Raw genomic sequence first — 22051 nt, forward strand, 5'->3', positions numbered from 1 at the left:
CCCAACACCGCGCCGGCTGAATCGCACCGCACCGCCCGGTAGACATGACGCAGCCCCGGACCACGATCCTTCCGACGGGTCCGGGGCTGCGGCGTGGCTCAGCGCTTGGTGGTGGTCTTCCGCGCGGTGCTCTTGCGGGCAGTGGTCCGCTTGGCCCCGGTCGTCTTCTTCCGGGTGGTGGACTTCTTCGCCGCCGGCGGGGTGAACGCGTCCACCCAGGCATCGACCCAGGCATTGGTCAGCTGCTTCTGGGCCCGCTTCTGCGTCGCCCGGGTCTGCGCGGTGGCATGGGCGCGGGCAGTGTTGGCGGCGGTGTTCCAGGCGCTCAGGTAGGCGCTCATCCAGGGATTCTTGGCCATCGGGTGCTCCATTCTCGGCGCGTGAGTACCAGTGAGTAACCGCTACCAGAGTAGCGGGTGCCACCGGAAATCGCCGCTTCGGCAGCCGCCGTACCAATAGTCGGCTCTCGATCGGGTCGCCTTGGCGGTCATCGTGAGCGGAACGTCGTTCTCGATGTTCCAAACCTCGAACAACGCTCCCCAAAGTGCCGCTGACTGGATGCTCGGCGAATCTGCTACATCCAAAACGACGGTGTTCGCCTACCGTCCGATCAGATCCCGCAGGGTGCGTGGCCCCAGCACGGTCACCGCGGGCACGCGAGCGATCAGGCCGCGATCGGCACTGGCCAGCGTCACCTCGTCCCCCGCGTACGCCCGGCAGCGGACGACGATCTCGTCATCACCCGAGCCGGCGGCATGGACGGTGTGGACCCGGCCCTCGGTGCCGACCGGTACGCCGGCACGCGCCCGGCCCTCCAGCACGAGCTCGATCAGGTCCCACCCTGCGTCCCCCGCGGGCGGTGCCGCGACCAGCGCCGCGTGCAGCCGGGCCGCGGCGCCGGGTCGGTCGCGCCACCAGCCGTCGGGCCGGGACCCGATGACATTGGCGGCGTCGACCACCAGCACACGCATCCCGGTACCCGCGGGCTCAGTCGTCGGACTTCTTGGCCTTGCCGGTGGCCACGACGTAGAGCAGCCCCCCGATGCTCGACAGGTTCTTGAAGAATTGGCCCTTGTGCTGGGCGGCCACGCCGGGGTCGTCGTAGGTCCAGAATGCATGCCCGGCCAGGGTGGTCGGGATCAACGAGCAGATCAGCGCGGCGGCGGACAGCCGCGGCAGGATCCCCAGGGCCAGGGTGGCGCCCGCACCGACCATCACCCCACCGTTGACCCGGACCAACAGCTCGGCCTGCTTGTCGTCCAGATCGATGCCAATGCTCTGGGCGGACTTCTGGACCATGCCCGGGCGGCCACCCGGGTCCTTGACAGCGCTCAGGCCGCCGGTGATGAAGACCCCGCTGAGCAGACTGCGGGCGATGAACTTGATCATGGGTTTCTCCCTGGTTGGTTTCCCGGCCGATTCTGCCCCCTCAGCCGCGCAGGATCGAGTTCATCTTCTTTCCCCGGGCGAGTTCGTCGATCAGCTTGTCGAGCCGGCGGATCCGCTGCATCAGGGGGTTCTCGATCTCTTCGCCCCGGTACCCGCAGATGACGCCGGGGATCAGGACCCACCGACCCACCATTTCACTCTGGACACCGCAGCCAATCAATGCGCATAATAAGCACCAATCGAATCCCTTTTCACCGTCGCAAAGGATTGACCATGGCTGACTCCGCCGACCTCCTCGCCTTCATCAACACCTACTCCTGGTCCTACGACGCCCCCGATCTGGAGCTGATGGACACCCTGTTCGCCGACGACGCCGTGTTCAGTCTGCGGATCGCCGGCGGCGACCTGATCTCCTTCGATGGTCGCCCCGCGATCATGGACCTGATGCGCAACTCGCTGGCCGCGCAGACCGATCAGCGCCGCCACATCAACACCAACTTCGTGCATCTCGGCACCGAGAACAACATCCACTCCACCCGGCACTACCTCACCCTGGTGGGGACCGAAAATGGCGAGATCAACCTGCTGTCCGCCGGTGTCTACAGCGCCGAGATCCGCGAGACCGAGGGCACCCTCAAAATCGGCAAACTGCACCTCGATCTGGACAAGGCCTACTGAGTCCGCACCCAGCGCAAGGATCGCGTGATGCAAGGCATTCTCAACCAGGGCCTCATCCCCGCGAAGTGGGCCGCCCTGACCCCCGACAAGATGGCGGTCTACGACGCGCCGAAGGACACCCGGACGAGCTGGCGTCAACTCGACTCGATGGTCCGCCGGCTCGCCAACGGCCTGCGCGCCCTGGGGCTGCAGACCGGCGACCGGGTGGCGATGCTGTCGCGCAACTGCGTGGAGTACCAGGCGCTCTACTTCGCCGCCGGGCGCGCCGGCCTGGTCACCCAGCCGCTGAACTGGCGCCTGTCGACCCAGCCGCTGGCCGACATCCTCAACGACGCCGCCCCCAAGGCGTTCATCGGGGAGATGGAGTTCGCCGCCGTCCAGGCCGAACTGCAGAACCTGGTCGACATCCCGAACTGGCTCCAGTTCGGCGACGGCTCCGACGGCACCCTGAACGATCTGATCGAGCGGTCCAGCGATGCGGAGCCCAGCTGGGCGGACCGGGTCGACGAGGACGACCCGTTCTTCCTGCTCTACACCGGGGGCACCACCGGCAACTCCAAAGGCGCGATGCACACCCACCGCAGCGCGGCGTACGGAATGCTGAACCAGACCGTCGCCGAACGGATCGTGCCCAGCGACGTCTACATGCTGACCGGGCAGATGTACCACATCCCGGTGGTGCTCTCGATGAACTACCTCAAGCACGGCTGCCCGCTGGTGCTGATGAACTTCGCGCCGAAGACGGCACTGGAACTGATCGAGCAGGAGAAGGTCTCGGCCTTCCTCGGCGTCACTACGATGCTCAACTGGATGATGGCGGAAGAGAACTTCTCCTCCTACGACCTGTCCAGCCTGCGCAACATTCAGTACGGCGGCGGACCGATGCCGTCCAACATCGTCCGCAAGGCCCTCGATTCGTTCCCGTGCACCCTGATCCAGGGGTACGGCCAGACCGAGGGCACCACGATGTGCTTCCTGTCCCAGGAGGACCACATCAACGCCATCAACGGGATCCACCCCGAACGCCTGCAGTCCTGCGGCCGCGAGGGGTTCATCACCCGCGTGCGCGTAGTCGATCCGGGAGGCAATCAGGTCCCGATGGACGGCAAGACCCCCGGCGAGATCATCGTCCGTTCCCCGGCCAACATGACCGGCTACCTGAACCTGCCCGAGGTCACCAAGAACACGCTGCGGGACGGGTGGATGTGGACCGGCGACGTCGCGACGATGGACTCCGAGGGGTACGTGTTCATCGTCGACCGGGCCAAGGACATGATCATCTCCGGCGGGGAGAACATCTACTCCATCCAGGTCGAGGACGCGATCGGCTCCCACCCCGATGTCGTCGAGTGCGCCGTGATCGGCGTACCGGACGAGGAATGGGGGGAGACGGTCAAGGGCTTCGTGGTGCTGAAGAAGGGCTCGGCGGCGACCGAGACCGACATCATCGAGCAGGCGAAGACCCGACTCGCCAGCTACCAGAAGCCGCGGTCGATCGAGTTCGTCACCGAGTTGCCGAAGGCGCCCACCGGCAAGATCCTCAAGCGCGAGCTGCGCAAGCCCTATTGGGAGAATCAGGACCGGAATGTCTGAGCCCGCGACCGGCGCCGGCCCCGGCTCGCTGGAGCACGCGCGCACCCAGATCGGGCGCGCGTTCCCCGGCGGCGAGTACACCATCGAGCCCTACCAGGCCTGGCTGTTCGCCGACGCGGTGCTGGCCGACCCGGCCGATCCGCAGCCGCACCCGGTCTTCGCCTGGTGGGCCTCGGTCAGCGCCAAGGGGGTCAGTTGGGACGAGTTCTTCGCCTGGTTCGGTGCCGGCGCCGAGGACGGTCCGATGTTCGGCGAACACGAGACCACCCTGTACGCCCCGCTGCGCACCAACGTGGCGTACGCGGTGACTGGGGAGGTGACCTCGGTGGACCGCAAACAGGGCCGAAAGGCCGGGGCCTTCGACATCGTCGGTTACCGCTTCGAGCTGCACGAGCGGGACTCCGGCGTCCACGTCGCCTCCTGTTGGAACTCGATCGTCTTCCCTCGGAGGAACGCATGACCGTGGCTGTGGGAGACCGGATTCCACCGTTCGAGGTGGCCGAGGTCAGCGCCGAGAAGATGAAGACGATCGCCGCCCTGCTCGGCGACCCGAACCCGATCCACTGGGATCTGGACGCGGTCGCCGCGCTCGGGATGGGGGACCGCCCGATCAATCAGGGCCCGCTCAACATGGGCTACGTGATCAATATGCTCGCCGCCTGGGCCGGGGGGCGGGACCGAGTCCGGCGCTTCCGGGTCCGGTTCCGGGGCAACGTGCTGGGCGGGGATCACCTGATCGCCAGCGGCGTCGTCATCGACGTCCGCACCGAGGACGGAGTCCGCCTGGCCGAGTGCGAGGTCTCCCTCGACGTGGTCGACGGGGCCCAGGTGCTGTCGGGCACCGCGACCGTGCAACTGCCCGAGGAGGCATCATGACCCAGACCCGAACCGATCCCCAGCCGGTGTTCAGCGACGACGAACGCGCCGGCCGGCTCAGCTTCCGGCTCGCCTACGGCGACTGCGACGTGGTCGGCATCGCCTACTTCGGCATCTACCTGCGCTGGATGGAGCGCTGCTACTCCACCTTCCTGTACGCCAACGGCATCCGCTCCGGGGAGATGCAGGCCGATCTCGGCATCGTCACCGTCGGCGTCAGCTCCGGGACGGAGTACCTGGACACCGTCGTCGTCTACGACGAACTGGAGTGCCGGGCGGTCCGCAACCGGATCGGGTCCAGCTCCTACCAGGTCGGTTTCGAGTTCACCCGGAACGGGCAACTGGTCACCACCGGGCAGATGACCTTCGCCTGCCGGAACCCGATGGACTTCGGAAAGGCTGAGATCCCGGCCCGGCTGCGGGAGCTGATCGAGAGCCTGCCCGAACCGACGGGTCGCTGAGGTGGCCGAGCCGAGTCGGGGGGACGACCCGATCCGAATCCCGACCGACGCGGTCACCGCGCTCACGATCCCGGACCCGGCCGGGCTCGCCGACCGGGAGGCGATCCGAAGTCTGGCGATCGTCTACGCCCGGGCGGTCGACGACCACGACCCCGAAACTGTGGCGGGGTTGTTCACCGAGGACGCCACCTTCGACAACATGGGCCGGGTCGCCCGGGGCCGCGACCAGGTGTTGGCGCAGTTGACCGCCTCAATGCGCGGGTTCCGGATGATGCTGCACACTCCGGACACCCATGTCATCGAACTGAACGGGGCCGGTGCGGCCCGCGGCTGGGCCACCGGGCACGCCGAACTGGTCACCCGGCGCACGACGGTCCTGGCGGCCTATCGCTATCTCGACGGGTACGCCCGGGTCGGGAAACGCTGGTGTTTCACCGCTCGGACCGTGCGGTTCATGTACGCCATCCCCACCGAGGACTACCCCTCGGCGATGTCGCGGGTCGACCGGATCCGGTTTCCGCGTTCGGAGCCGGGCTCGGCGGCCTACCCGGAGCAGTTGGGGACCTGGCAGGCCCTCCACCCCGAAACCCGGTGAGGTCGTCCACCGGGCGATCCCCTGTCTGCGATGCGGTGGTCCGATCCTGACTCCAGAAGCCTCGAATCGGCTCCGGGCCGCGCATTTCGGGCAACCAGTGGCAGGATCGGACCACACTCCGCCCGAGCCGACCGCTCCTATGGTCACGAACGCCGATGGCCCCGTCCGGAGACGGGGCCATCGGCGTTTTAGATCTTTCGGGTGTCAGCCGCGCTTGGCGCGCAGGTCCTTGAGCAGCTGGAGTTCGGCGGTCTGGGCGTAATCGATCGCGCCGGCCAGGGTGCGCACCTCGGCCCGCTCGGCATGGGCGACCGCGTACTTCGCCATGTCCACCGCACCCTCGTGGTGCACGATCATCAGATCGAGGAACTGCTTCTCCGCCTCCACGCCCGAAGCGGCGCGCAACTGCGCCATTTGCTCCGGGGTGGCCATGCCCATCGCGGCCATCGCCTGGGCCTCGGTCTGGTGCTCGTGGCCATGGCCCATCCAGGCCATCATCGGCCGAGAACTGTTCTGGCTCAGCCCCCAGGCCGCGAGCCAGCCGTACATCTGACCCGCCTGATGCGCCTGGCCGTTGATGATGTCATAGCTGAGCGACTGCAGCTCGGGATCCTCGGTCCTGTCCCGGATGAGGAACGACAGCTCCACCGCCTGCCGATGGTGGGTCTGCATGTCCCGAGCGAAACCGGCATCGACCCCTTCGGGATCCACCTGGGAGCCGGCACGGCCCGCCAGAAAGCCGCCACCGGCCAGGGCTACCGCCACCAGGACCGCCAGCACGACGACCCCGAGCCGCAGGCCGGGGGTCGCCGAAGATCGTTCCGCAGGATCCGAACTCACGCCAGCTTCCCGGGGGCATCGACGGCGCCGGTGCAGGCCGCGCCCGGCTCCGGAGTCTGCGGGCCGAGGCGGTACTCCTGGATGAAGGTCTGCAGGCGCGGGTCATCAACGCCGTCCAGCTTCAGCTGGTACCCCCAGGCCGAGGCGATCACCGGGGCATCGATCCCCGGGTAGGGGGAGACGACCATGTAGGTGCTCGGTACCGCGGCGCGCAGCCGCTCGACCTGATCGGCGGGCAGATCGGGCCGGTAGGTGACCCAGACCGCACCGTGCTCCAGCGCATGGACGGCGTTCTCATTGGGGACCGGCTGGTCGTAGATCCCGCAGTTCAGCCACGCGGAGCGATGGGCCCCGCCCACCGGCGGGGTCTGCGGATAGTTGACGGTCTGTTCGGTGTGTTGTCCCGCGGGGATGTTGTCGAACTTTTGCACCGCACTCATATCGGCCACCGGCCGGTTGCCGACCGTGCGGACGATCGCCACGGTCGCGCCGGTGATGACCAGGGCCGCGACCACGATGACCGACGACCAGACGATCAGGCGATTGCGCTTCTGCTTGCGGGCGGCCGCGAGCTGTTGTTCGCGCAGCTGTTGACGACGAGATTTTCCGGGGAGAGCCATGACCCCAGCCTAATTGAAACGTCAAACATTTCGAAAAGGCGGAACATTGTGCGCACGCAGCCGCTTACAGTACGGCTATGGCTGAGCTGTCCGCGGTGCTGGCCGCGCTGGAGGAATCCCTGCCGGCGCTGGCCGAGGCCACCGCCCGGCAGATCTTCGCCGAACTCACCACCTATGCCCGCGTCGAGCCCGCGGCCCTGGAATCCGCGGTCGCCCGCAACCTGCAGACCTCGCTGATCGCCCTGCGGGAGGGCCGCGTCCCGGCGCCCGGCTCCCTGTACGGCGCCAGCCAGACCGCCCTGGAGCGGTACGCCACCGGTCTGCCCATCGAGGATGTGGTCCGTGGCTTCCGGATCTCCATCTCGATGATCCATGAGCGCTTCGTCGATCTCGGCATCGCGATGGAACTGCCCGCCGGGGAGGTGGTGGCCGGTTCGAAGATTCTGTGGGGGGTGGGGGATTCCTTCACCACCCGGATCATCACCAGCTACCACGATCTCCAGGTCGATGCCGCCCTGCGCGACGCCCGGCACCGGGCCACCGTGGTCCGTGCGCTGCTCGCGGGTCGGCTGCCCGAGGAGGCGGTCCTGTCCGGGATCAACCTGCACACCCCGTACGCGGTGATCCGCTGCGAACCCGCCGAAACCGCCGCCGAGCCGATCCGGCGTACGCTCGAACGCACCGGCTCCAGCTTCCAGGCCAAGGCGCTGGTGGCGGTCGATGGCACCGCAGTGATCGGGGTGGTGGCGCAGCGCCCGGCCCCGCTCGGAATTCCCGTCGGCATGGGGCCCTTTGTCGGAGTCGACGAACTCGCCCGATCGGACCGGATCGCCGGCGAGGCCCTCGGCCTCGCTCAGCGGCTCGGTCGCACCGGTGTCCAGTCGGTCCACGAACTCGGCTGGCGGCTGGCGGCGGTGTCGCGGCCGGATGCCTGGGTGTACTACGCCGACCGCTTCCTGGTCCCGCTGGCCGCCGAGGAGAACTTCGCCGACGAGATCCTGGCCGCAGTCCGCGCCTGGTTGCACCACGGGCAGAGCGCGCAGCGGGCCGCCGACCGATTGGTGGTCCACGTCAACACCGTGCGCTACCGGCTGCGCCGATTCACCGAACTGACCGGGGCGAACCTGAGCGATCCGGACGACCTGATCGGCATCCAGTGGGTGCTCGAACTCGGCGACCCCCGCACCGCCTGACCCCACGGATCGTAGAACCGACCCCGCGAATTGTAGAAATCTACAACGCCTGGCGAAAAGAAGTGTCCGAACATCTCTCGACCCGGCCCCGTCGGAGGCCTAGCGTGTGAGGCGTTGCACACCGCTGTCCACACCAGTCCGCTGCTGTGCGCCAGTTCTGTATCCAATGAAGAATCCAGGAGGGCCGATGACCAAAGTCATCGATGACATCGCGCCCGTACTGATCGACACCCTCAAAGACGGCATGACGCTTGCCGTCGGAGGCTTCGGTCTGTCCGGCGTCCCGACCGACCTGATCAACGCGGTCCGCGACTCGGGGGTGAAGAACCTCACCATCGTGTCGAACAATCTCGGCACCGACGGCAAGGGCCTGGGCATCCTGCTGGAGACCAAGCAGATCTCCAAGGTCCTGGCCAGCTACGTCGGCGAGAACAAGCTGTTCATGAAGCAGTACATCGACGGCGAGCTCGATGTCGAGTTCGTCCCCCAGGGGACCCTGGCCGAGCGGATGCGCGCCGGCGGCGCGGGCATCCCGGGCTTCTACACCCGCACCGGAGTGGGCACCCTGGTGGCCGAGGGCAAGCCGACCGCGGAGTTCGACGGTGAGACCTACGTGCTGGAGCGCGGGATCGTGGCCGACATCGCCCTGGTCCATGCGCACACCTCCGACACCGACGGCAACCTGCGCTACCGGCGTACCGCCCGCAACTTCAACCCGCCGGCGGCCATGTCCGGGCGGATCACCTTCGCCGAGGCCGAGCACATCGTCGAGGTCGGTGAACTCGACCCCGACGACATCCACACTCCCGGCGTGTTCGTGCATCACCTGAGCCGCGCCACCGCCGCCAAGGAGATCGAGCAGCGCACCGTACGCCCGCGCCCCGGCGCGACCACCGGACAGGAGGCCTGAGATGGCCTGGACCCGCGACGAAATGGCGGCCATCGCCGCCTCCGAACTGCATGACGGCGACTACGTCAACCTCGGCATCGGCATGCCCACCCTGGTCGCCAACAACCTCCCCGAAGGGGTGAAGGTGGTCCTGCAGAGCGAGAACGGCATCCTCGGAATGGGCCCGTTCCCCTACGAGGGCGACGAGGACCCCGACCTGATCAATGCCGGCAAGCAGACGGTCACCCTGCTCCCGGGGGCGGCGATCTTCGACTCCGCAACCAGTTTCGCGATGATCCGCGGCGGCAAGATGGCCGCCGCGATCCTCGGCGCGATGCAGGTGGCCGGCAACGGTGACCTGGCCAACTGGCAGATCCCCGGCAAGCTGGTCAAGGGCATGGGCGGCGCGATGGACCTGGTCGCCGGGACGCGCCGGGTCATCGTGATGACCGACCATGTCGCCAAGGACGGTTCCTACAAGATCGTCGAAGAATGCTCGCTGCCGCTGACCGGCGTCGGCGTCGTCGATCGGATCATCACCGACCTGTGCGTGTTCGATGTGACCGCCGACGGTCTGGTGCTGCGCCAGCTCGCCCCCGGGGTGACCGAGGACGAGATCCGGGAGAAGACCGAGCCGACCTTCACCGTCGACCTGGCCGCCTGAACCGAAGGAGAGAACGCCATGAGCCTGTACGAAAACTTCCACCAGGGCCGTCGCGCCATGGTCACCGGTGCCGCGTCCGGGATCGGCCGGGCCACCGCGGTGGCGCTGGCCGGCACCGGCGCCCATGTGCTGGCCGTCGATGTCAACGCCGAGGGGCTGGAGTCCCTGGCCGCCGAGGTGCCGGGCATCGAGGCGGTGCCCTGTGACCTGTCCGACGTTGCCGCGATCCAGGAGCTGCCGAAGGACGTCGACATCCTGGTCAACAACGCCGGGATGCAGACCGTGAGCCCGATCGAGGAGTTCCCCGTGGAACGCTTCGAGCTGATCATGCGCGTGATGCTGCACGCCCCGTGGTACCTGATCCGCAACGCGATCCCGCACATGTACGACAAGGCCTGGGGCCGCATCGTCAACCTCTCCTCCGCGCACGGTCTGCGCGCCTCGGAGTTCAAGTCGGCCTACGTCACCGCCAAGCACGGCCTCGAGGGCCTGTCGAAGGTCGCCGCGCTGGAGGGAGCTCCGCACGGGGTGACCTCGGTGACGGTGAACCCGGCGTACGTGCGCACCCCGCTGGTGGAGAAGCAGATCGCCGATCAGGCGGCCACGCACAAGATCTCCGAGGACGAGGTCGTCCAGAAGATCATGCTCGACCGGGTCCATGTGAAGCGCCTGGTCGAGCCGGAGGAGGTCGGCGAACTGGTGGTCTTCCTCACCGGTCCGGCCTCGGCGTCGATGAGCGGTACCTCCTACCCGATCGACGGGGCCTGGACCGCGTACTGATCGCCGCATCACCGAGATCCAGTTGCGGGCGCACCTCACCGGGTGCGCCCGCACGCGTTGTTCGGGTCGAGTTCGTCCCGGTCGAGCAGAGACTCTTATAATCCTGCGCAGAAATAGGTAGGGTGAGGGCGTTCACTGGCAACGACGCCCGAGGAGACGATGTTGACGCGCCCCACCCCCGCCATCGGCGATTGGCTCGCCGACCTCGCTGCTCGGCCGGTTCAGTCCACGCTCACCATCGAGCAGGAGACCACCACCACCGCCGACCTTGATCGGGCTGCCTCCCGCGTCGCATCCGCGCTGCTCGCCGCCGGGCTTCGGCCGGGGGACCGGGTGGCCGTCCTCGGGCAGGCCAGCGTCGGCTTCCTGCAACTGTGGTTCGGCATCGCCCGCGCCGGGCTGATCGAGGTGCCGCTCAACCCCGCCGCGGGACCGTACCTGTTGCGCTACTACCTGCAGCAGTCCGGTGCCTGCGCGATCTTCTGTGATGCCGCGTACGCCCCGGCGGTCCGGGAAGCAGCAGCCGAGCTGCCCGAGGTGCGCCGGATCATCGTGATCGACGGGTCCGGGGAGGATTCCCTGGCGGCGTACGCAACCCATCGGCTCGACCCGCTCCCCGAGGTGGACCCCACCGGCACCGCGGTGCTCCTCTACACCTCCGGCACCACCGGGGCGCCGAAGGGAGCCCTGCTGTCGCACCGGGCCAATGTGAACCTGGCCCGCTACAACGTGCGGTTGATGGACTACACCAGCGCGGACACGCTGTACGCGGTCTTCCCGCTGTATCACTCCAATGCCCGCTTCTGCAGTGTGATGTCGGCGATGGAGGCCGGCGCCGACCTGCTGCTGCACCGTCGATTCACCGCATCCGGCTTCTGGGACATCACCCGGGCGCACGACATCACCGCGTTCAACTATCAGGGCGCGATGATGAGCATTCTGTTCAAACAGCCCGAGCGCGCCGATGATCGCGACAATCCGGTCCGGGTCGGGTTCGGGGCCCCCTGTCCGGTGGAGATCTTCGAACCGTTCGAGGAACGCTTCGGCGTCGCCCTGACCGAGATCTACGGCAGTACCGAGACCTCCCTGGTCTGCGACATGCCGCCCGCCCGGCGCCGGATCGGGACCTGCGGCACCGAGACCGAGCTGTACCAGCTGCGGATCGTCGACGCGGAGGACAACGAGGTGCCCGCCGGTACGCCCGGCGAGATCGTCGCCCGGCCCAAGAATCCCGGCTGGATGTTCGACGGCTACCACGCCAATGCCGCGGCGACCGCCGAGGCCTGGCGCAATCTCTGGTTCCACACCGGCGACCGCGGCCAGGTCGACCCCGACGGCTACCTGACCTTCCTGGACCGGATGAAGGACACCATCCGCCGCCGCGGGGAGAACATCTCCTCCTGGGAGATCGAGCGAATCGTCGCCGAACATCCCGCGGTGGGCCAGGTCGGGGCGTACGGGGTGCGCTCGGAACTGTCCGAGGAGGACGTGATGATCGCGGTGGTCGCCGCGCCCGGGGCCGAGGTGCGTCCCGAGGAGATCATCGCGCACTGTACGCAGGGCCTGACCCGCTTCGCGATCCCGCGCTACATCCGGATGATGGACGCGCTGCCCCTGACCCCGAGCCAGCGGATCGAGAAGTACAAACTGCGTGCCGACGGGGTCACCGCCGACACCTGGGACCGGGAGGCCGCCGATGTCTGAGTGGAAGCGATTCGCCGTCGAGCGCCGCAATGACGGCGTGACAATCATCACGATGACCCGACCGGAAAAACTGAACGCGATGGATCAACTCTGGTTCGCCGAACTGACCGCGCTGATGAACGGGCTGGGGAGCGAGCAGGATCCGACCCGCGTGGCGGTGCTGACCGGGCAGGGGCGGGCGTTCTCCGCCGGCGGCGACATCGACATGTTCCACGACCTGGCCGGGGACGTCAGCCGGGTCCGGCCGCACCTGCGTCGGGTCTACGACGCCTTCCACGCCGTCGAGCGCTGCGCGGTGCCGGTGATCGCGGCGGTGAACGGGATCGCCTATGGCGGCGGAACCGAGCTGACCATGGCCTGCGATATGGCTCTGGCTGGGGAAAATGCTCGCTTCTGCTGCAAGGAGGCGGCCGTCGGGCTGATGCCCGGATACGGGATCGTACGCGGGGCGGAGGTGATCGGGCGGCCCTGGACGCGCTACCTCGCGCTCAGCGGGCGCATCATCGATGCCGCGACCGCGGAACGGATCGGCCTGGTCCAGCACACCGTCCCCGATGCGGACCTGCTGCCGGCCGCGCTGACCCTGGCCGAAGAGGTTGCCGCCCACCCCTCCCTGGCGGTCCGCGTGGGCAAGGCGTACCTGAATCGGGGCACCCACGACGGCTTCGATGAGTCGGTGGAGGCCATCGCCCTGCTGTTCGGCACCACGGAACATGCCGAGGCGGTGGCCGCTTTCCGGGCCCGCCGCGCGGGAAACTGATTTCGGGCAGGCAAGGTACACCCCCTACCCTGAGAACGATCTGCAGGGTCAAGTATCCTGCGCACCCAATCCTCTAGGAGGCACCGTGGCACCCGGTCGGCGTCCCGAAAAAACCGCGACCATCGTGGCCCGTCGCATCGTTGAGGATATCCACGTCAACAATCGGCAACCCGGTGACCACCTGCCGCCCGAGAAGGACATGCTCGAGCGCTACCAGGTCGGCCGCGGCACCCTGCGCGAGGCCCTGCGCTTCCTGGAGCTGCAGAACGTCCTGGCCATTCGCCCCGGCCCCGGCGGCGGGCCGGTGGTGCTGCAGCCGGAGGCGGGAGCACTGGGGGTGTCGTTGTTGTTGCTGCTGCAGTTCGACCGCGCGCCGTACGCCATGCTGCTCGAGGCCCGGGCGACGCTGGAACCGGTGCTGGTGGAGATCGCGGCCCAACGCGCCACCCCGGAGAACATCGCGGAGTTGGAGGCGATCGTCTTGCGCAGTCGGGAACTGGTCAACGACCCCACCGGCTTCGGCCAGTCCAACAAGGAGTTCCACGAACAGTTGGCCACCAGCACCCAGAACTCGGTGTATCGCTACTTCCTGTCCGCCCTGCTGGAGGTGCTCGACGAGCGCACCGTGCCCAACGCGTACACCCCCGAGACCATCGAGAAGGTGCTGACCTTCAACGAGGCCATCCTCGAGGCCTTCCGCGCCAAGGACGGCACCCGCGCCGCCGAGCTCACCCGGGCCCACCTCAACGGCTACGTACGCGACCTCGACGAGCGATTCCCGGACTTCCAGAGCCGACCGATCAACTGGGTCGGCCGCTGACCGACCCCCGGCTCAGCCGAGCGTGGGCGGTTCCTCGCCCTCCTCGGGCAGCGCCACCCCGGGCAGTGCACGCTCCATCCAGAGCACGTCGATCCAGCGGCCGAACTTGCGGCCGGCCTGGTTCCACTCACCGCATTCGGTGAATCCGAAGTCCTGGTGCAGTCGGATCGAGGGGGCGTGCGGCAGCGCGATACACGCGTACGCCCGGTGCACCCGGCCCTGCAGGACCCGGAACAACTCCTGGTACAGCGCCCGGCCCAGCCCCCGACCGATTGATTCGGGGGAGGTGTACACCGAGGTCTCCACCGCATAGGCGTACGCCGGTTTGGAGCGCAGCGGACCGGCCGAGGCATACCCGAGCAGCGCTCCCTCGTCCTCCAGCACCACGATCGGATGGGCCGACTCGGCCGGATGCGCGGCGATCCAGGCCCGGGTGTCGCCCTCGCTCTCCGGTTCGAGGTCGAAGGTGACCACCGTGTGCCGGATATAATGATTGCGAATTTCACGCAGTTGGCCGGCATCGGCGGGTCGCACGGTTCTGACGTCCACGTTCAACTTTCCTAACCCAAGAACTTGTGGGCACACTGTACTCGTTGGTACTGGCGGATCGGCCATGGTAACGCCGCCGTCGGCCGGGCAGAGGAGGACGCGATGTACTCGTTGGGGTTGGTGGACGATCACTTTGCAGTTCCGATGGGGATGGCTGCACTGTTCGAGGAGACCGAGGACCTGCGGCTGACCGCCAGCGCGCGGACCGTCGACGAGTTGTTGGCCGAGGACCCCCAGTTGGACCTGGTGCTGCTGGACCTGAGCCTGGCCGACAAATCCATGCCGGAGGAGAACGTCGCCAAGCTCTCCGCACGCGGCATCCCGGCGTTGGCCTTCACCAGTGGCGACAACGCCTACTTGATCCGGTCGGCCGCCCGCGGCGGGGTGATCGGGGTGGTCCGCAAGTCCCAGGAGCCGGAGATTCTGCTGGCCGCGATCCGCGGTGCCCTGCGCGAGGATGCCGATCTGCTGTCGGGGGAATGGGCGGCGGCCGTCGACGGCGACCCGGTCCTCGACTCGGTCGGTCTGTCGGAGCGGCAGCGGGAGGTCCTGGAACTGTTCGCCTGCGGCGAGTCGGCCAAGCGGGTCGCCAATCGCACCGGCCTGTCGGTGACCACCGTGAACGACTACCTGCTGCGCATCCGGGCCAAGTACGCCCAGCACGGTCGGGAAGCCCATACCAAGGTCGACCTGTACAAGCGCGCGGTGGAGGACGGCGTGCTGCCTCCGCCCAGTCGCTCCTGAGCAGCTCGTAGGCAGTTCCCGAGGTGAACAGCACCGTGCGCACAGCCCCGCCCGGCGGAATCCGCTCGGTGGGGATCACCGTCGGCGGGGTGTACGCCTTCTACGCCCTGGCCGCGCTGCCGGAGGCCATGAGCAAGCCGATCGAGCAGAACATCGTGGCGACCCTGGCCTGGTTGCCCGGTGTGCTGATGCTCATCCCGTTCCTGCTCGGCCGGATCCGGATCGGGCGGGTGATGGCCCTGATCGCCTCGGCGTGCCAACTGGCCGCCATCTGCCTGTGGCCGCTGGTGGACAGCGGAACCGGCAACCGGACCGATTTCTGGATCCACGGCTTCATCGGCCTGGCTCCGATCGCGATGCTGCTGGCGGCCGGGGTCGGGGCGGCGACCCTGATGCTGGTGGTGATCACCGTGGCCACCGAAGTCGTCCTGAGACGGATCGGTGCGGTGACCGCGCTCCAGGTCACCGTCGTGCGTACGCTGTTCACCCTCGCCTACTCCGGCTTCGTGATGCTCGTGGTGCACGTGGTGATCTCCACGCTGAACCGGGTCCATCGGGAGGTGACCGCCACCGCCGGACGCCGCGCCGCTCGGGCCGGTGAGATCGCCCGGGCCGAAGAGGTCGCCCGCCTGGATCGGCTGACCCACGACTACATCCTGGCGCTGTTGGCGGGCGCCGCCGAGGGGACCCCGACGCAGAAGCTGATGGTTCAGGCCGAGGCCCTGTCCCGCCAACTCGCCAGCGGCGCCGACCCGATGAGCCAGGAGGACGGGATCATCTCGATGGCCCGCCGGGTGATCGGCCGGGCCGACGCGTACCAGATTCCGGTCCTGCTGACCGGGCAGGTGAGTGAGCTCGATCCGGCGATCGACGGGCCCGGACCGACGGTGCCGAGTCTGGTCTCCCAGGAGTTCGAGGCGGCCGTCGACGAGGCGATGCGGAACAGTGTGCTGCATGCCGGCCCGCTCGCCGAACCCCGGATGGCCCTCTCCCTGCGCGAGGACCGGATCACCGCGGAACTGACCGATCACGGGGTCGGGTTCGACCTCACCCAGCACAATCCACGGCTGGGGGTCCGGATGAGCATCCTGCACCGGATGCGGTCGTTGCCCGGTGGCTGGGCCGAGGTCAATACCGCCCCGGGGGCGGGAACCAGGGTGGTGATCGGATGGCGCCGATGAACCGGCCGCCGCTGAGCCTGCCGGACCTGCTGGATGCCTCGATCGCCCCGTTCCGTCGCGTACCGCTGCTGATCTGGGCCCTGCTCGGCAGTTCGATGGCGCTCACGCTGACCCTGGGCTTCTGGTCCGCCTACCGCAACCCGTTCGTGGTGGCCCTGCTGGCCCTGGTGGCCGGGCTGGTCATGGCGCTCCCGCTGCGCCGGGAATGGACGCACTGGCGCTGGGCCTGCCTGGGCTGGATCCCGTTGACCGCCCTGGTGCTGGCCCAGGTCGAGCTCCCGCTGGGCGAGGCGATCGAACTGTGGCCGTTGCCGACCGCCGCGATCAGCCTCGGCATGATGGTCGTGCTCGGGCACTGGCGTCCGGCCTGGCTGGCCGCCGGCGGGGTGCTCCTGGTGACCATCGGCTGGGTGAAACTGAGCGGGCTGGCGGTGGAACCCGCGGCGGAGATGATCGGCTGGATGTCCCCGATCGTCGCGGCGACTGTGATGTTGTGGGTCCTGCGCCGGGCCCTGCGCCGGCTGGAGATGAACACCGCCGAGGAGGCCGAGCTGCGGCTGGAGACCGAAGAGCTCCAGTCCCGCAACGCGGCCCGGGAGGCGTACAACCGGGAACTGCGGGACGCGGTCGGCGACCTGTTGGATCGGATCGCGACCGGCCGGCCGATGAGCCCCCAGGAGCGACGCACCTGCACCCTGGTCGAGGGCAAGCTGCGGGACCGGATCCGGGGTCGCAGCCTCACCAACGACGCGATCGAGCAGGCGATCTGGGCGGCCCGGGAGCGCGGCGCCCAGGTCACCCTGCTCGATGATCGGCGGTCCTGGATCGGGATCGACGAGCTTCGGGGATCCATTCAGAAGGCCGCGATCGACCTGTTGGCCGGGCTGGGCGAGGGGGATTCGGGAACGATCCGGCTGCTCCCGGCGGGGCGCCGGCGGGTGGCCTCCCTGGTGGTGGGCCGGGCCGACGGGACCGGCGATGCCCGTACCTTCCCCGATCCGGCCGATCGGTAGCCCGGCTCAGGAGCCGATCGGTCGGTAGCCGATCGGCTCAGTAGCCGATGCGCCAGCCGGACAGCAGGCCGCGGGCGTACTGGGCCTGGCCGAGGTGGGCGACCGCGTCGTCGATCACACTGATCAGCCGTACGCCCCGGGTGACCGGCGGATCCCAGGAGGTGTCGATCACCTCGCTGAGCGACGCCTCGGTGAGCCCCGACAGGTACGCCGCGAGGTGATCGGAGACCGCCTGCCAGTAGCCGCGCAGCGCGTCGGCGGAGGAGACCCGCAGGGCCGCGGCCTCCTCGGCGGTGTCACCGAAGCCGACCTCGCTGTCGGGCCGATCCACCCCGGTCCGGGTCGGCCATCCGCCGGCCTCCCAGACCTGGGCCGCGCCGGCCAGGTGGGCCACTTGGGCATCCCACTGTCGGGCGGCGTGCCAGACCAGCCAGGCGATCGAATTGCCCCGGCCCTCGGGCAGGGCGTGCAGCAGATCCGGGTCGAGCCCGTCCAGAATGCGATCGACCGCACCCAGCGGACGGGAGGCGGCATCGGTCAGAACGGCAATACTGTCCATGCCGTCATCCTGCCAGCCGTCCCGGCGGCGCCCGCAGCGCCCCCGCTCCGTGCCCACCGCTCAGCGGCGTACCGGCCCCGCTCAGCGCGGGCTGCGGGTGGGGGACGGAACCGCCGCGCGGGCCGCGGTGGTGACCGCGTTCACTGTCTGGGTGAGCGCCGGCGGGTCGGCCTGCGAGGCGGCGGGATCGGCCACCCCGAGCACCGCGATCGCGTACCCGTTGCCGTACCCCATCACCCACGACGTGGTGGCGCTGCGGCCGGCCAGCGCACCCTGCAGCCCGGAGTACGCGGTGCCCGTGCCGCTGCCGGCGCCGGTCCGCAGAATCTCCTGCAGCGCCTTGGCCTCGCTCTCCGTCAGCGGCGGGCCGGCCGGCCCGGGGCGCTTGGTCTCCTGCACCCACGGCACCATGGTGCGGCCCTGCTGGATCGTGGCCGCCATCGCGGCCAATCCGAGCGGGGACACCCGGACCTCGCCCTCCCCGGCCAGCGCCTCCGGCCCGCCGGACGGCGTACGCCCGAAGTCGGTCTCCAGGCCGATGTCGTAGCCCTCGTTCATCCCGAGGCTGCGGGCAGCATCGTTGAGTGCGGCCTGGGGCACCTTGGCGCTCTGCGCGGCGAGCGCGGTGGTGCAGCCGTTGGCGGCCTGCCGGGTCAGCGGCTGCTTGGCGGTCGACTCCCGGACCCCAGTGGGCAGTTTCACCGTGCGGCCATCGACGCTGACCTCCTTGGGGCAGTCCACGGCGGTGTCGGCGGCGACGCCGGCGCGCAGCAGCCCGAGGGTGGCCACGGGGGTGTACAGGGCGCCGGCGCTGTAGTGCGCCTGCAGCGCCTCGGACCCGGGAGCGGCGGCCCGGTTGTTGGCCGCGGCGAGGATCGCGCCGGTGTCCGGGTTCAGGACGACCACCGCCGCCGGACCCCGCAGGTCGGCGATCGCTGTCTCGGCCGCGGTCTGCACCCGCTCATCCAGCGTGATCGAGATCTGCTCACCGTTGCGGGCGGGGAAGTCGACGATCAGGTTTCGCGGGATCTCCCCGGTGCCGACCGGGGTGTCGCGGCCGGTCAGGAACACCTTGCTGGAGCCGGCACCGCGCAGCTTGTCGTCGAAGGACTTCTGTACGCCGGACTGCCCGACGTTGTCCTCGGGCCAGATCCGGCCGCCGGACTGGGCGACCTGGTCCGCGCTGGGCGGGCCGACCGTACCGAGCACCGACCGGGCGAACCCCGGCTTCTCCGGCAGCTGGCGATCCACCGCCCGGCTGACCGCCCCGGGGATCTCGTCGATCCCGGACGGGGCATCCTGCAGGCGTACCGCCAGCGCCTCCACAAAGCTGTCGGCCGGAGCCTGCTGCACCAGGGCGGCGTACCCATCGGCATCGATGTCGACCAGGTCGGCCAACTTGCGTGCCGACTCCTCGGCATCGGCCGAGCCCAGCCGGCTCTTGTCGATCCCGATGGACATTGCCGGCCACTCCTGGACCAGCACGACGCCGTTGTTGCCCGTGATCCCGCCTCGCTTGGCCGGCTCCCGACGCCGCTCCAGCCGGGTTCCCGCGGTCAGGTCGGGATGGATGATCTTCGGGTCCCAGGTGAGTTGCCAGTCGCCCTCGACCAGGGTGAGCTGGGCCTTGGTGTCGTAGGTCCAGGGCGCCGACAGCGGCCAGGAATACTTCAGTTCCACCGAGGTGACCGAGTCGCTGAGTTTCCAGGCCCGCACCTTCGTCACCTGCGGCCGCATGCCCCGCATGCCGGCGAGGCCGGCGTCGTACTCGGCCTTGACGTCGACGCCGTCCTTGACCAGCACGCCCAGGAAGTCACCGGTGTTGAGGGCATGGACGAGTGCATCCGCCGGTGGGTCGATCGGGACGTTGGCCGGCTGGGCCGGGCCCCCGGAGCAGGAACTGAGCGCGACGACCAGGGCGCCGATCGAGCACACGCGGATCGATCGGGTGGCAGCGGGTGGTCGCGGAAACAAGGTGACCTCCGGGCGGTTGGCGATCGAGCGGCTGCTGAAACGTCGATTCCTGGGGGAAACGTGGTGAGGTCAGGGGCCTCTGAGACGCCAAGTCTATGGCGCTGCCCGGGGGCCGTGGGGTTCGACTAGGGTGAGAGTTGTTTCAGAACAACGGCCCGGACAGCGACGGCCGTGGGGACGAGGGGGGCATCGTGAGTCAGGACAGCGTGTTGAGCGAGGACGAGTGCTGGGAACTGCTCAAGGCGCAGGAGTTCGGCCGGCTGGCCTACATTCTCAGCGATCGGATCCAGATGGTGCCGGTCAACTATGCGGTCAACGGTCAGACCCTGGTGTTCCGCACCGCGCGCGGGTCGAAGCTGGCGGGGGTGATGTCGAACGCCGCTGTCGTGTTCGAGGTCGATGCGATCGACGACGGCGCCGAGGTGGGCCGCTCCGTCGTGCTGCACGGGGTCGCCGATGTGCTCCCGGCCGAGGCCGAACCGATGATCGAGCAGCTGGGTCTGCGACCCTGGCTCGACACCGTCAAGCCGACCCTGGTGCTGATCACCCCGGACGAACTCACCGGGCGTCGGTATGACCTGTCCCGGCCGTGGCGCCACATGATCCGTCCCGAGGGCGAGGGCGAACCCCGCGCCGACGCGTAGGCGCCCGCAGGTCAGGGCTCCCGGGCCAGGGTCCGGAAGCCGGCGTTCAGGTGCAGGCTGCGCTTGCCCACCGCATCCCAGCGGCTGCCCTGGAGATACTCCGTCACCCCCCACGGGCGACGCACCTGGGTCAGGGACCGCTCGGTGCGGACGTAGACCGCCGGCAGGTACTCGATGAACATCGACTGATAGCACATGGTGTACGCCCCGACCTTGTCGAAGACGATCCGGTCGCCCACGTGCAGCGTGGGCGCCTCGTGCAGGGTGAGCAGGTGGTCGTCCTCCATGCACGTGAAGCCGCACACGATCTGCTCGGGATGCACGCTCCTGGCTCGGCTGGGCAGCCGGGCTTCGAACGGCCGGCGGCGTCGGAACAACGGGTCGATGTTCGTACGACTGCCATCGGTGACCACAAATGTCGAGGCTTCGGTCTTTTTGACATCAATGACGCCGGCATGGAATTCGACGGGTACGGCGATCAGGGAACCACCCGGTTCCACTACCAGGCGGGTCCGGCTGATATCCACCACCGGTTCCAGGGTCTCCCGAATGACGCGAATGTAGTCGTCGAAGGAGGGCGAGGCATCCAATCCGCCGAAGAATCCACCGCCGATATCGATCCATTCCAGGACGAGGTCGTCAGCGATGATCAATTCCGCCGCCACGGTCGCGGCGGCCTGATATACGGCCAGGCTTTGCGTGCGGGAATTGCGATGGAGATGCAGGCCGGCGACCCGGGCGCCGGCCTCGCGCAGGACCGTCATCGCCGCGGCCAACTCACCGTTGTCGGCATTGAAGCCGAACCGACTCCCGGCCGGCCCGGTCGTGGCCGCTCCCGGACAGCGTGCCTCGAGATCCCAGTTGACCCGCAGGCCGACCTTCATGTCCACCTCGGGATGTTCCCGGGCGAGTTCGGCCACCCAGTGCACCTCGCGCTTGGCGTCGAGATTGACCAGGGAGCCTTCCAGCAGCGCCGCCCGCAGCCGGTCCCGGCTCTTCACCGGCCCGTTGTAGACGATGCGATCGGGGGCGTACCCCAGTGCCAGGGCAAGTTCGTACTCGGTATCGGAAACGACCTCGGCCCACACGCCGTGCCGGCGCAGGTAGGAGACCAGCCACGGCAGGGAGTTGGTCTTGAACGAATAGGACAGTACCGAATTTGGCCAATGGCGGTCCAGGGCATTCTGAAATTTGCTCAGGAAATGCTCAAGAAGTGGTACGTCAATCACGAAGCTCGGGGTGGGGGGATCGAACTTGCCGGGGAGATTGGACGTACTCATCGGCGATCATTCCTTTTCTGCGGGAGGTTTGCAGGAAATGGTGGTCGAGCGTTTCATTGCAGTCTAAAGCAATTTTTCGACTGCAACGTAGCGATCGTGACCCTTTTTCGGATGACCTCGGCCTGGACCGAGTGGAAATGGGGGCCCGCGGGTTGAGTTGCGGTGTCGCGGGGTGGGTTCGGGTTCGCGGTTCCTGCAGGGGCCGCGGATAGTACGCCGGCCCGCGAGCTGGAGGTGGGCCCGCG

27 protein-coding genes are annotated in these 22051 nt (G+C 68.4%); 17 read left to right on the forward strand and 10 right to left on the reverse strand.

Translation table 11 applies throughout. The features are described from left to right. Positions 1 to 98: 98 nt before the first annotated feature. The 4 genes from G531_RS0118500 to G531_RS25875 all read right to left on the reverse strand — a co-directional run bounded on the left by G531_RS0118500 (position 99) and on the right by G531_RS25875 (position 1579). A complete protein-coding gene (locus G531_RS0118500) occupies positions 99 to 359 on the reverse strand; it encodes a hypothetical protein (protein WP_026928368.1) in 261 nt (86 codons plus the stop codon). 240 nt (positions 360 to 599) lie between these two features. Continuing rightward, the gene (locus tag G531_RS0118505; RefSeq protein WP_026928369.1) at positions 600 to 971 is read right to left on the reverse strand and encodes a hypothetical protein; all 372 of its coding nucleotides are present in this window, start codon (positions 969 to 971) and stop codon (positions 600 to 602) included. 16 nt (positions 972 to 987) lie between these two features. Further along, positions 988 to 1389: a DoxX family protein gene (locus tag G531_RS23930; protein ID WP_035759781.1), complete on the reverse strand. Its 402-nt coding sequence runs from the start codon at positions 1387 to 1389 to the stop codon at positions 988 to 990. A gap of 40 nt (positions 1390 to 1429) precedes the next feature. Then, positions 1430 to 1579: a DUF2200 family protein gene (locus G531_RS25875; RefSeq protein ID WP_345917488.1), complete on the reverse strand. Its 150-nt coding sequence runs from the start codon at positions 1577 to 1579 to the stop codon at positions 1430 to 1432. Between the two features lie 83 nt (positions 1580 to 1662). Here G531_RS25875 and G531_RS0118520 point away from each other — a divergent pair, with 83 nt between their 5' ends. From G531_RS0118520 to G531_RS0118545, 6 genes are read left to right on the forward strand one after another with little or no spacing between them, the layout of a single operon-like run. Beyond that, a complete protein-coding gene (locus tag G531_RS0118520; protein ID WP_035759784.1) occupies positions 1663 to 2067 on the forward strand; it encodes a nuclear transport factor 2 family protein in 405 nt (134 codons plus the stop codon). Positions 2068 to 2094: 27 nt separating this feature from the next. Then, positions 2095 to 3660: an AMP-binding protein gene (locus tag G531_RS0118525; protein ID WP_035759787.1), complete on the forward strand. Its 1566-nt coding sequence runs from the start codon at positions 2095 to 2097 to the stop codon at positions 3658 to 3660. Further along, complete coding sequence (locus G531_RS0118530; RefSeq protein ID WP_051215709.1) at positions 3653 to 4120, forward strand: hypothetical protein; 468 nt, start codon at positions 3653 to 3655, stop codon at positions 4118 to 4120. The genes G531_RS0118525 and G531_RS0118530 overlap by 8 nt, the downstream gene beginning before the upstream one ends. Then, a complete protein-coding gene (locus G531_RS0118535) occupies positions 4117 to 4536 on the forward strand; it encodes a MaoC family dehydratase (RefSeq protein WP_026928373.1) in 420 nt (139 codons plus the stop codon). Before G531_RS0118530 ends, G531_RS0118535 begins: the two co-directional genes overlap by 4 nt. After that, positions 4533 to 4997: an acyl-CoA thioesterase gene (locus tag G531_RS0118540; protein WP_051215710.1), complete on the forward strand. Its 465-nt coding sequence runs from the start codon at positions 4533 to 4535 to the stop codon at positions 4995 to 4997. The genes G531_RS0118535 and G531_RS0118540 overlap by 4 nt, the downstream gene beginning before the upstream one ends. A gap of 1 nt (position 4998) precedes the next feature. Further along, positions 4999 to 5592: a nuclear transport factor 2 family protein gene (locus G531_RS0118545; protein WP_051215711.1), complete on the forward strand. Its 594-nt coding sequence runs from the start codon at positions 4999 to 5001 to the stop codon at positions 5590 to 5592. 204 nt (positions 5593 to 5796) lie between these two features. Here the strand turns inward: G531_RS0118545 and G531_RS0118550 are convergent, their stop codons facing one another. Next, positions 5797 to 6432 (reverse strand): DUF305 domain-containing protein, encoded by a 636-nt coding sequence (locus tag G531_RS0118550; protein WP_026928376.1) that lies wholly within the window; start codon positions 6430 to 6432, stop codon positions 5797 to 5799. Next, positions 6429 to 7052 carry a thioredoxin-like domain-containing protein gene (locus tag G531_RS0118555; RefSeq protein ID WP_026928377.1) on the reverse strand — a complete coding sequence of 208 codons (624 nt, stop codon included), beginning with the start codon at positions 7050 to 7052 and terminating at the stop codon, positions 6429 to 6431. The genes G531_RS0118550 and G531_RS0118555 overlap by 4 nt, the downstream gene beginning before the upstream one ends. 77 nt (positions 7053 to 7129) lie before the next feature. Between G531_RS0118555 and G531_RS23935 the strand changes: the two genes are divergently transcribed. The 7 genes from G531_RS23935 (at position 7130) to G531_RS0118590 (ending at position 13862) form a co-directional block, all read left to right on the forward strand. Continuing rightward, positions 7130 to 8245 (forward strand): PucR family transcriptional regulator, encoded by a 1116-nt coding sequence (locus tag G531_RS23935; RefSeq protein WP_051215712.1) that lies wholly within the window; start codon positions 7130 to 7132, stop codon positions 8243 to 8245. 187 nt (positions 8246 to 8432) lie between these two features. Next, positions 8433 to 9155: a CoA transferase subunit A gene (locus G531_RS0118565; protein ID WP_026928378.1), complete on the forward strand. Its 723-nt coding sequence runs from the start codon at positions 8433 to 8435 to the stop codon at positions 9153 to 9155. 1 nt (position 9156) lies between these two features. Beyond that, entirely contained in the window at positions 9157 to 9798 is a 642-nt protein-coding gene (locus G531_RS0118570) for a CoA transferase subunit B (protein WP_026928379.1), read from the forward strand. An 18-nt stretch (positions 9799 to 9816) separates the two neighbouring features. After that, positions 9817 to 10578: a 3-hydroxybutyrate dehydrogenase gene (locus G531_RS0118575; RefSeq protein WP_026928380.1), complete on the forward strand. Its 762-nt coding sequence runs from the start codon at positions 9817 to 9819 to the stop codon at positions 10576 to 10578. 159 nt (positions 10579 to 10737) lie between these two features. After that, a complete protein-coding gene (locus tag G531_RS23940; RefSeq protein ID WP_051215713.1) occupies positions 10738 to 12282 on the forward strand; it encodes an AMP-binding protein in 1545 nt (514 codons plus the stop codon). Next, positions 12275 to 13042, forward strand: coding sequence for an enoyl-CoA hydratase/isomerase family protein (locus G531_RS23945; protein WP_051215714.1), 768 nt, complete (start codon positions 12275 to 12277; stop codon positions 13040 to 13042). Before G531_RS23940 ends, G531_RS23945 begins: the two co-directional genes overlap by 8 nt. A gap of 85 nt (positions 13043 to 13127) precedes the next feature. After that, entirely contained in the window at positions 13128 to 13862 is a 735-nt protein-coding gene (locus tag G531_RS0118590) for a FadR/GntR family transcriptional regulator (RefSeq protein WP_035759791.1), read from the forward strand. Positions 13863 to 13874: 12 nt separating this feature from the next. Here G531_RS0118590 and G531_RS23950 read toward each other — a convergent pair whose 3' ends face one another. Further along, the gene (locus G531_RS23950; protein ID WP_051215715.1) at positions 13875 to 14411 is read right to left on the reverse strand and encodes a GNAT family N-acetyltransferase; all 537 of its coding nucleotides are present in this window, start codon (positions 14409 to 14411) and stop codon (positions 13875 to 13877) included. A 525-nt stretch (positions 14412 to 14936) separates the two neighbouring features. Here G531_RS23950 and G531_RS27125 point away from each other — a divergent pair. From G531_RS27125 to G531_RS24955, 3 genes are read left to right on the forward strand one after another with little or no spacing between them, the layout of a single operon-like run. Continuing rightward, the gene (locus G531_RS27125) at positions 14937 to 15155 is read left to right on the forward strand and encodes a LuxR C-terminal-related transcriptional regulator (RefSeq protein ID WP_373277295.1); all 219 of its coding nucleotides are present in this window, start codon (positions 14937 to 14939) and stop codon (positions 15153 to 15155) included. A 35-nt stretch (positions 15156 to 15190) separates the two neighbouring features. Then, complete coding sequence (locus G531_RS0118605) at positions 15191 to 16336, forward strand: sensor histidine kinase (protein ID WP_145978632.1); 1146 nt, start codon at positions 15191 to 15193, stop codon at positions 16334 to 16336. Next, a complete protein-coding gene (locus G531_RS24955) occupies positions 16324 to 17349 on the forward strand; it encodes a BAR domain-containing protein (RefSeq protein WP_026928384.1) in 1026 nt (341 codons plus the stop codon). The genes G531_RS0118605 and G531_RS24955 overlap by 13 nt, the downstream gene beginning before the upstream one ends. A gap of 37 nt (positions 17350 to 17386) precedes the next feature. Here G531_RS24955 and G531_RS0118615 read toward each other — a convergent pair whose 3' ends face one another. Both G531_RS0118615 and G531_RS0118620 read right to left on the reverse strand, forming a co-directional pair. Beyond that, a complete protein-coding gene (locus G531_RS0118615) occupies positions 17387 to 17908 on the reverse strand; it encodes a mycothiol transferase (protein ID WP_026928385.1) in 522 nt (173 codons plus the stop codon). A gap of 81 nt (positions 17909 to 17989) precedes the next feature. Beyond that, positions 17990 to 19882: a penicillin-binding transpeptidase domain-containing protein gene (locus G531_RS0118620; RefSeq protein ID WP_155827987.1), complete on the reverse strand. Its 1893-nt coding sequence runs from the start codon at positions 19880 to 19882 to the stop codon at positions 17990 to 17992. Between the two features lie 191 nt (positions 19883 to 20073). Between G531_RS0118620 and G531_RS23960 the strand changes: the two genes are divergently transcribed. Further along, positions 20074 to 20526 carry a pyridoxamine 5'-phosphate oxidase family protein gene (locus G531_RS23960; protein WP_081684290.1) on the forward strand — a complete coding sequence of 151 codons (453 nt, stop codon included), beginning with the start codon at positions 20074 to 20076 and terminating at the stop codon, positions 20524 to 20526. Between the two features lie 11 nt (positions 20527 to 20537). Here G531_RS23960 and G531_RS23965 read toward each other — a convergent pair whose 3' ends face one another. Continuing rightward, positions 20538 to 21806: a type III PLP-dependent enzyme domain-containing protein gene (locus tag G531_RS23965; protein ID WP_081684270.1), complete on the reverse strand. Its 1269-nt coding sequence runs from the start codon at positions 21804 to 21806 to the stop codon at positions 20538 to 20540. Between the last annotated feature and the right edge of the window lie 245 nt (positions 21807 to 22051).

Source organism: Granulicoccus phenolivorans DSM 17626 = NBRC 107789 = JCM 15570 (assembly GCF_000423085.1).
Lineage (GTDB): Bacteria > Actinomycetota > Actinomycetes > Propionibacteriales > Propionibacteriaceae > Granulicoccus > Granulicoccus phenolivorans.

Coding starts and splice junctions, on each gene's coding strand:
- G531_RS0118500 (WP_026928368.1), bottom strand. CDS start 359: ATGGCCAAGAATCCCTGGATGAGCGCCTACCTGAGCGCCTGGAACACC.
- G531_RS0118505 (WP_026928369.1), bottom strand. CDS start 971: ATGCGTGTGCTGGTGGTCGACGCCGCCAATGTCATCGGGTCCCGGCCC.
- G531_RS23930 (WP_035759781.1), bottom strand. CDS start 1,389: ATGATCAAGTTCATCGCCCGCAGTCTGCTCAGCGGGGTCTTCATCACC.
- G531_RS0118520 (WP_035759784.1), top strand. CDS start 1,663: ATGGCTGACTCCGCCGACCTCCTCGCCTTCATCAACACCTACTCCTGG.
- G531_RS0118525 (WP_035759787.1), top strand. CDS start 2,095: ATGCAAGGCATTCTCAACCAGGGCCTCATCCCCGCGAAGTGGGCCGCC.
- G531_RS0118530 (WP_051215709.1), top strand. CDS start 3,653: ATGTCTGAGCCCGCGACCGGCGCCGGCCCCGGCTCGCTGGAGCACGCG.
- G531_RS0118535 (WP_026928373.1), top strand. CDS start 4,117: ATGACCGTGGCTGTGGGAGACCGGATTCCACCGTTCGAGGTGGCCGAG.
- G531_RS0118540 (WP_051215710.1), top strand. CDS start 4,533: ATGACCCAGACCCGAACCGATCCCCAGCCGGTGTTCAGCGACGACGAA.
- G531_RS0118555 (WP_026928377.1), bottom strand. CDS start 7,052: ATGGCTCTCCCCGGAAAATCTCGTCGTCAACAGCTGCGCGAACAACAG.
- G531_RS23935 (WP_051215712.1), top strand. CDS start 7,130: ATGGCTGAGCTGTCCGCGGTGCTGGCCGCGCTGGAGGAATCCCTGCCG.
- G531_RS0118565 (WP_026928378.1), top strand. CDS start 8,433: ATGACCAAAGTCATCGATGACATCGCGCCCGTACTGATCGACACCCTC.
- G531_RS0118570 (WP_026928379.1), top strand. CDS start 9,157: ATGGCCTGGACCCGCGACGAAATGGCGGCCATCGCCGCCTCCGAACTG.
- G531_RS0118575 (WP_026928380.1), top strand. CDS start 9,817: ATGAGCCTGTACGAAAACTTCCACCAGGGCCGTCGCGCCATGGTCACC.
- G531_RS23940 (WP_051215713.1), top strand. CDS start 10,738: ATGTTGACGCGCCCCACCCCCGCCATCGGCGATTGGCTCGCCGACCTC.
- G531_RS23945 (WP_051215714.1), top strand. CDS start 12,275: ATGTCTGAGTGGAAGCGATTCGCCGTCGAGCGCCGCAATGACGGCGTG.
- G531_RS24955 (WP_026928384.1), top strand. CDS start 16,324: ATGGCGCCGATGAACCGGCCGCCGCTGAGCCTGCCGGACCTGCTGGAT.
- G531_RS0118615 (WP_026928385.1), bottom strand. CDS start 17,908: ATGGACAGTATTGCCGTTCTGACCGATGCCGCCTCCCGTCCGCTGGGT.
- G531_RS23965 (WP_081684270.1), bottom strand. CDS start 21,806: ATGAGTACGTCCAATCTCCCCGGCAAGTTCGATCCCCCCACCCCGAGC.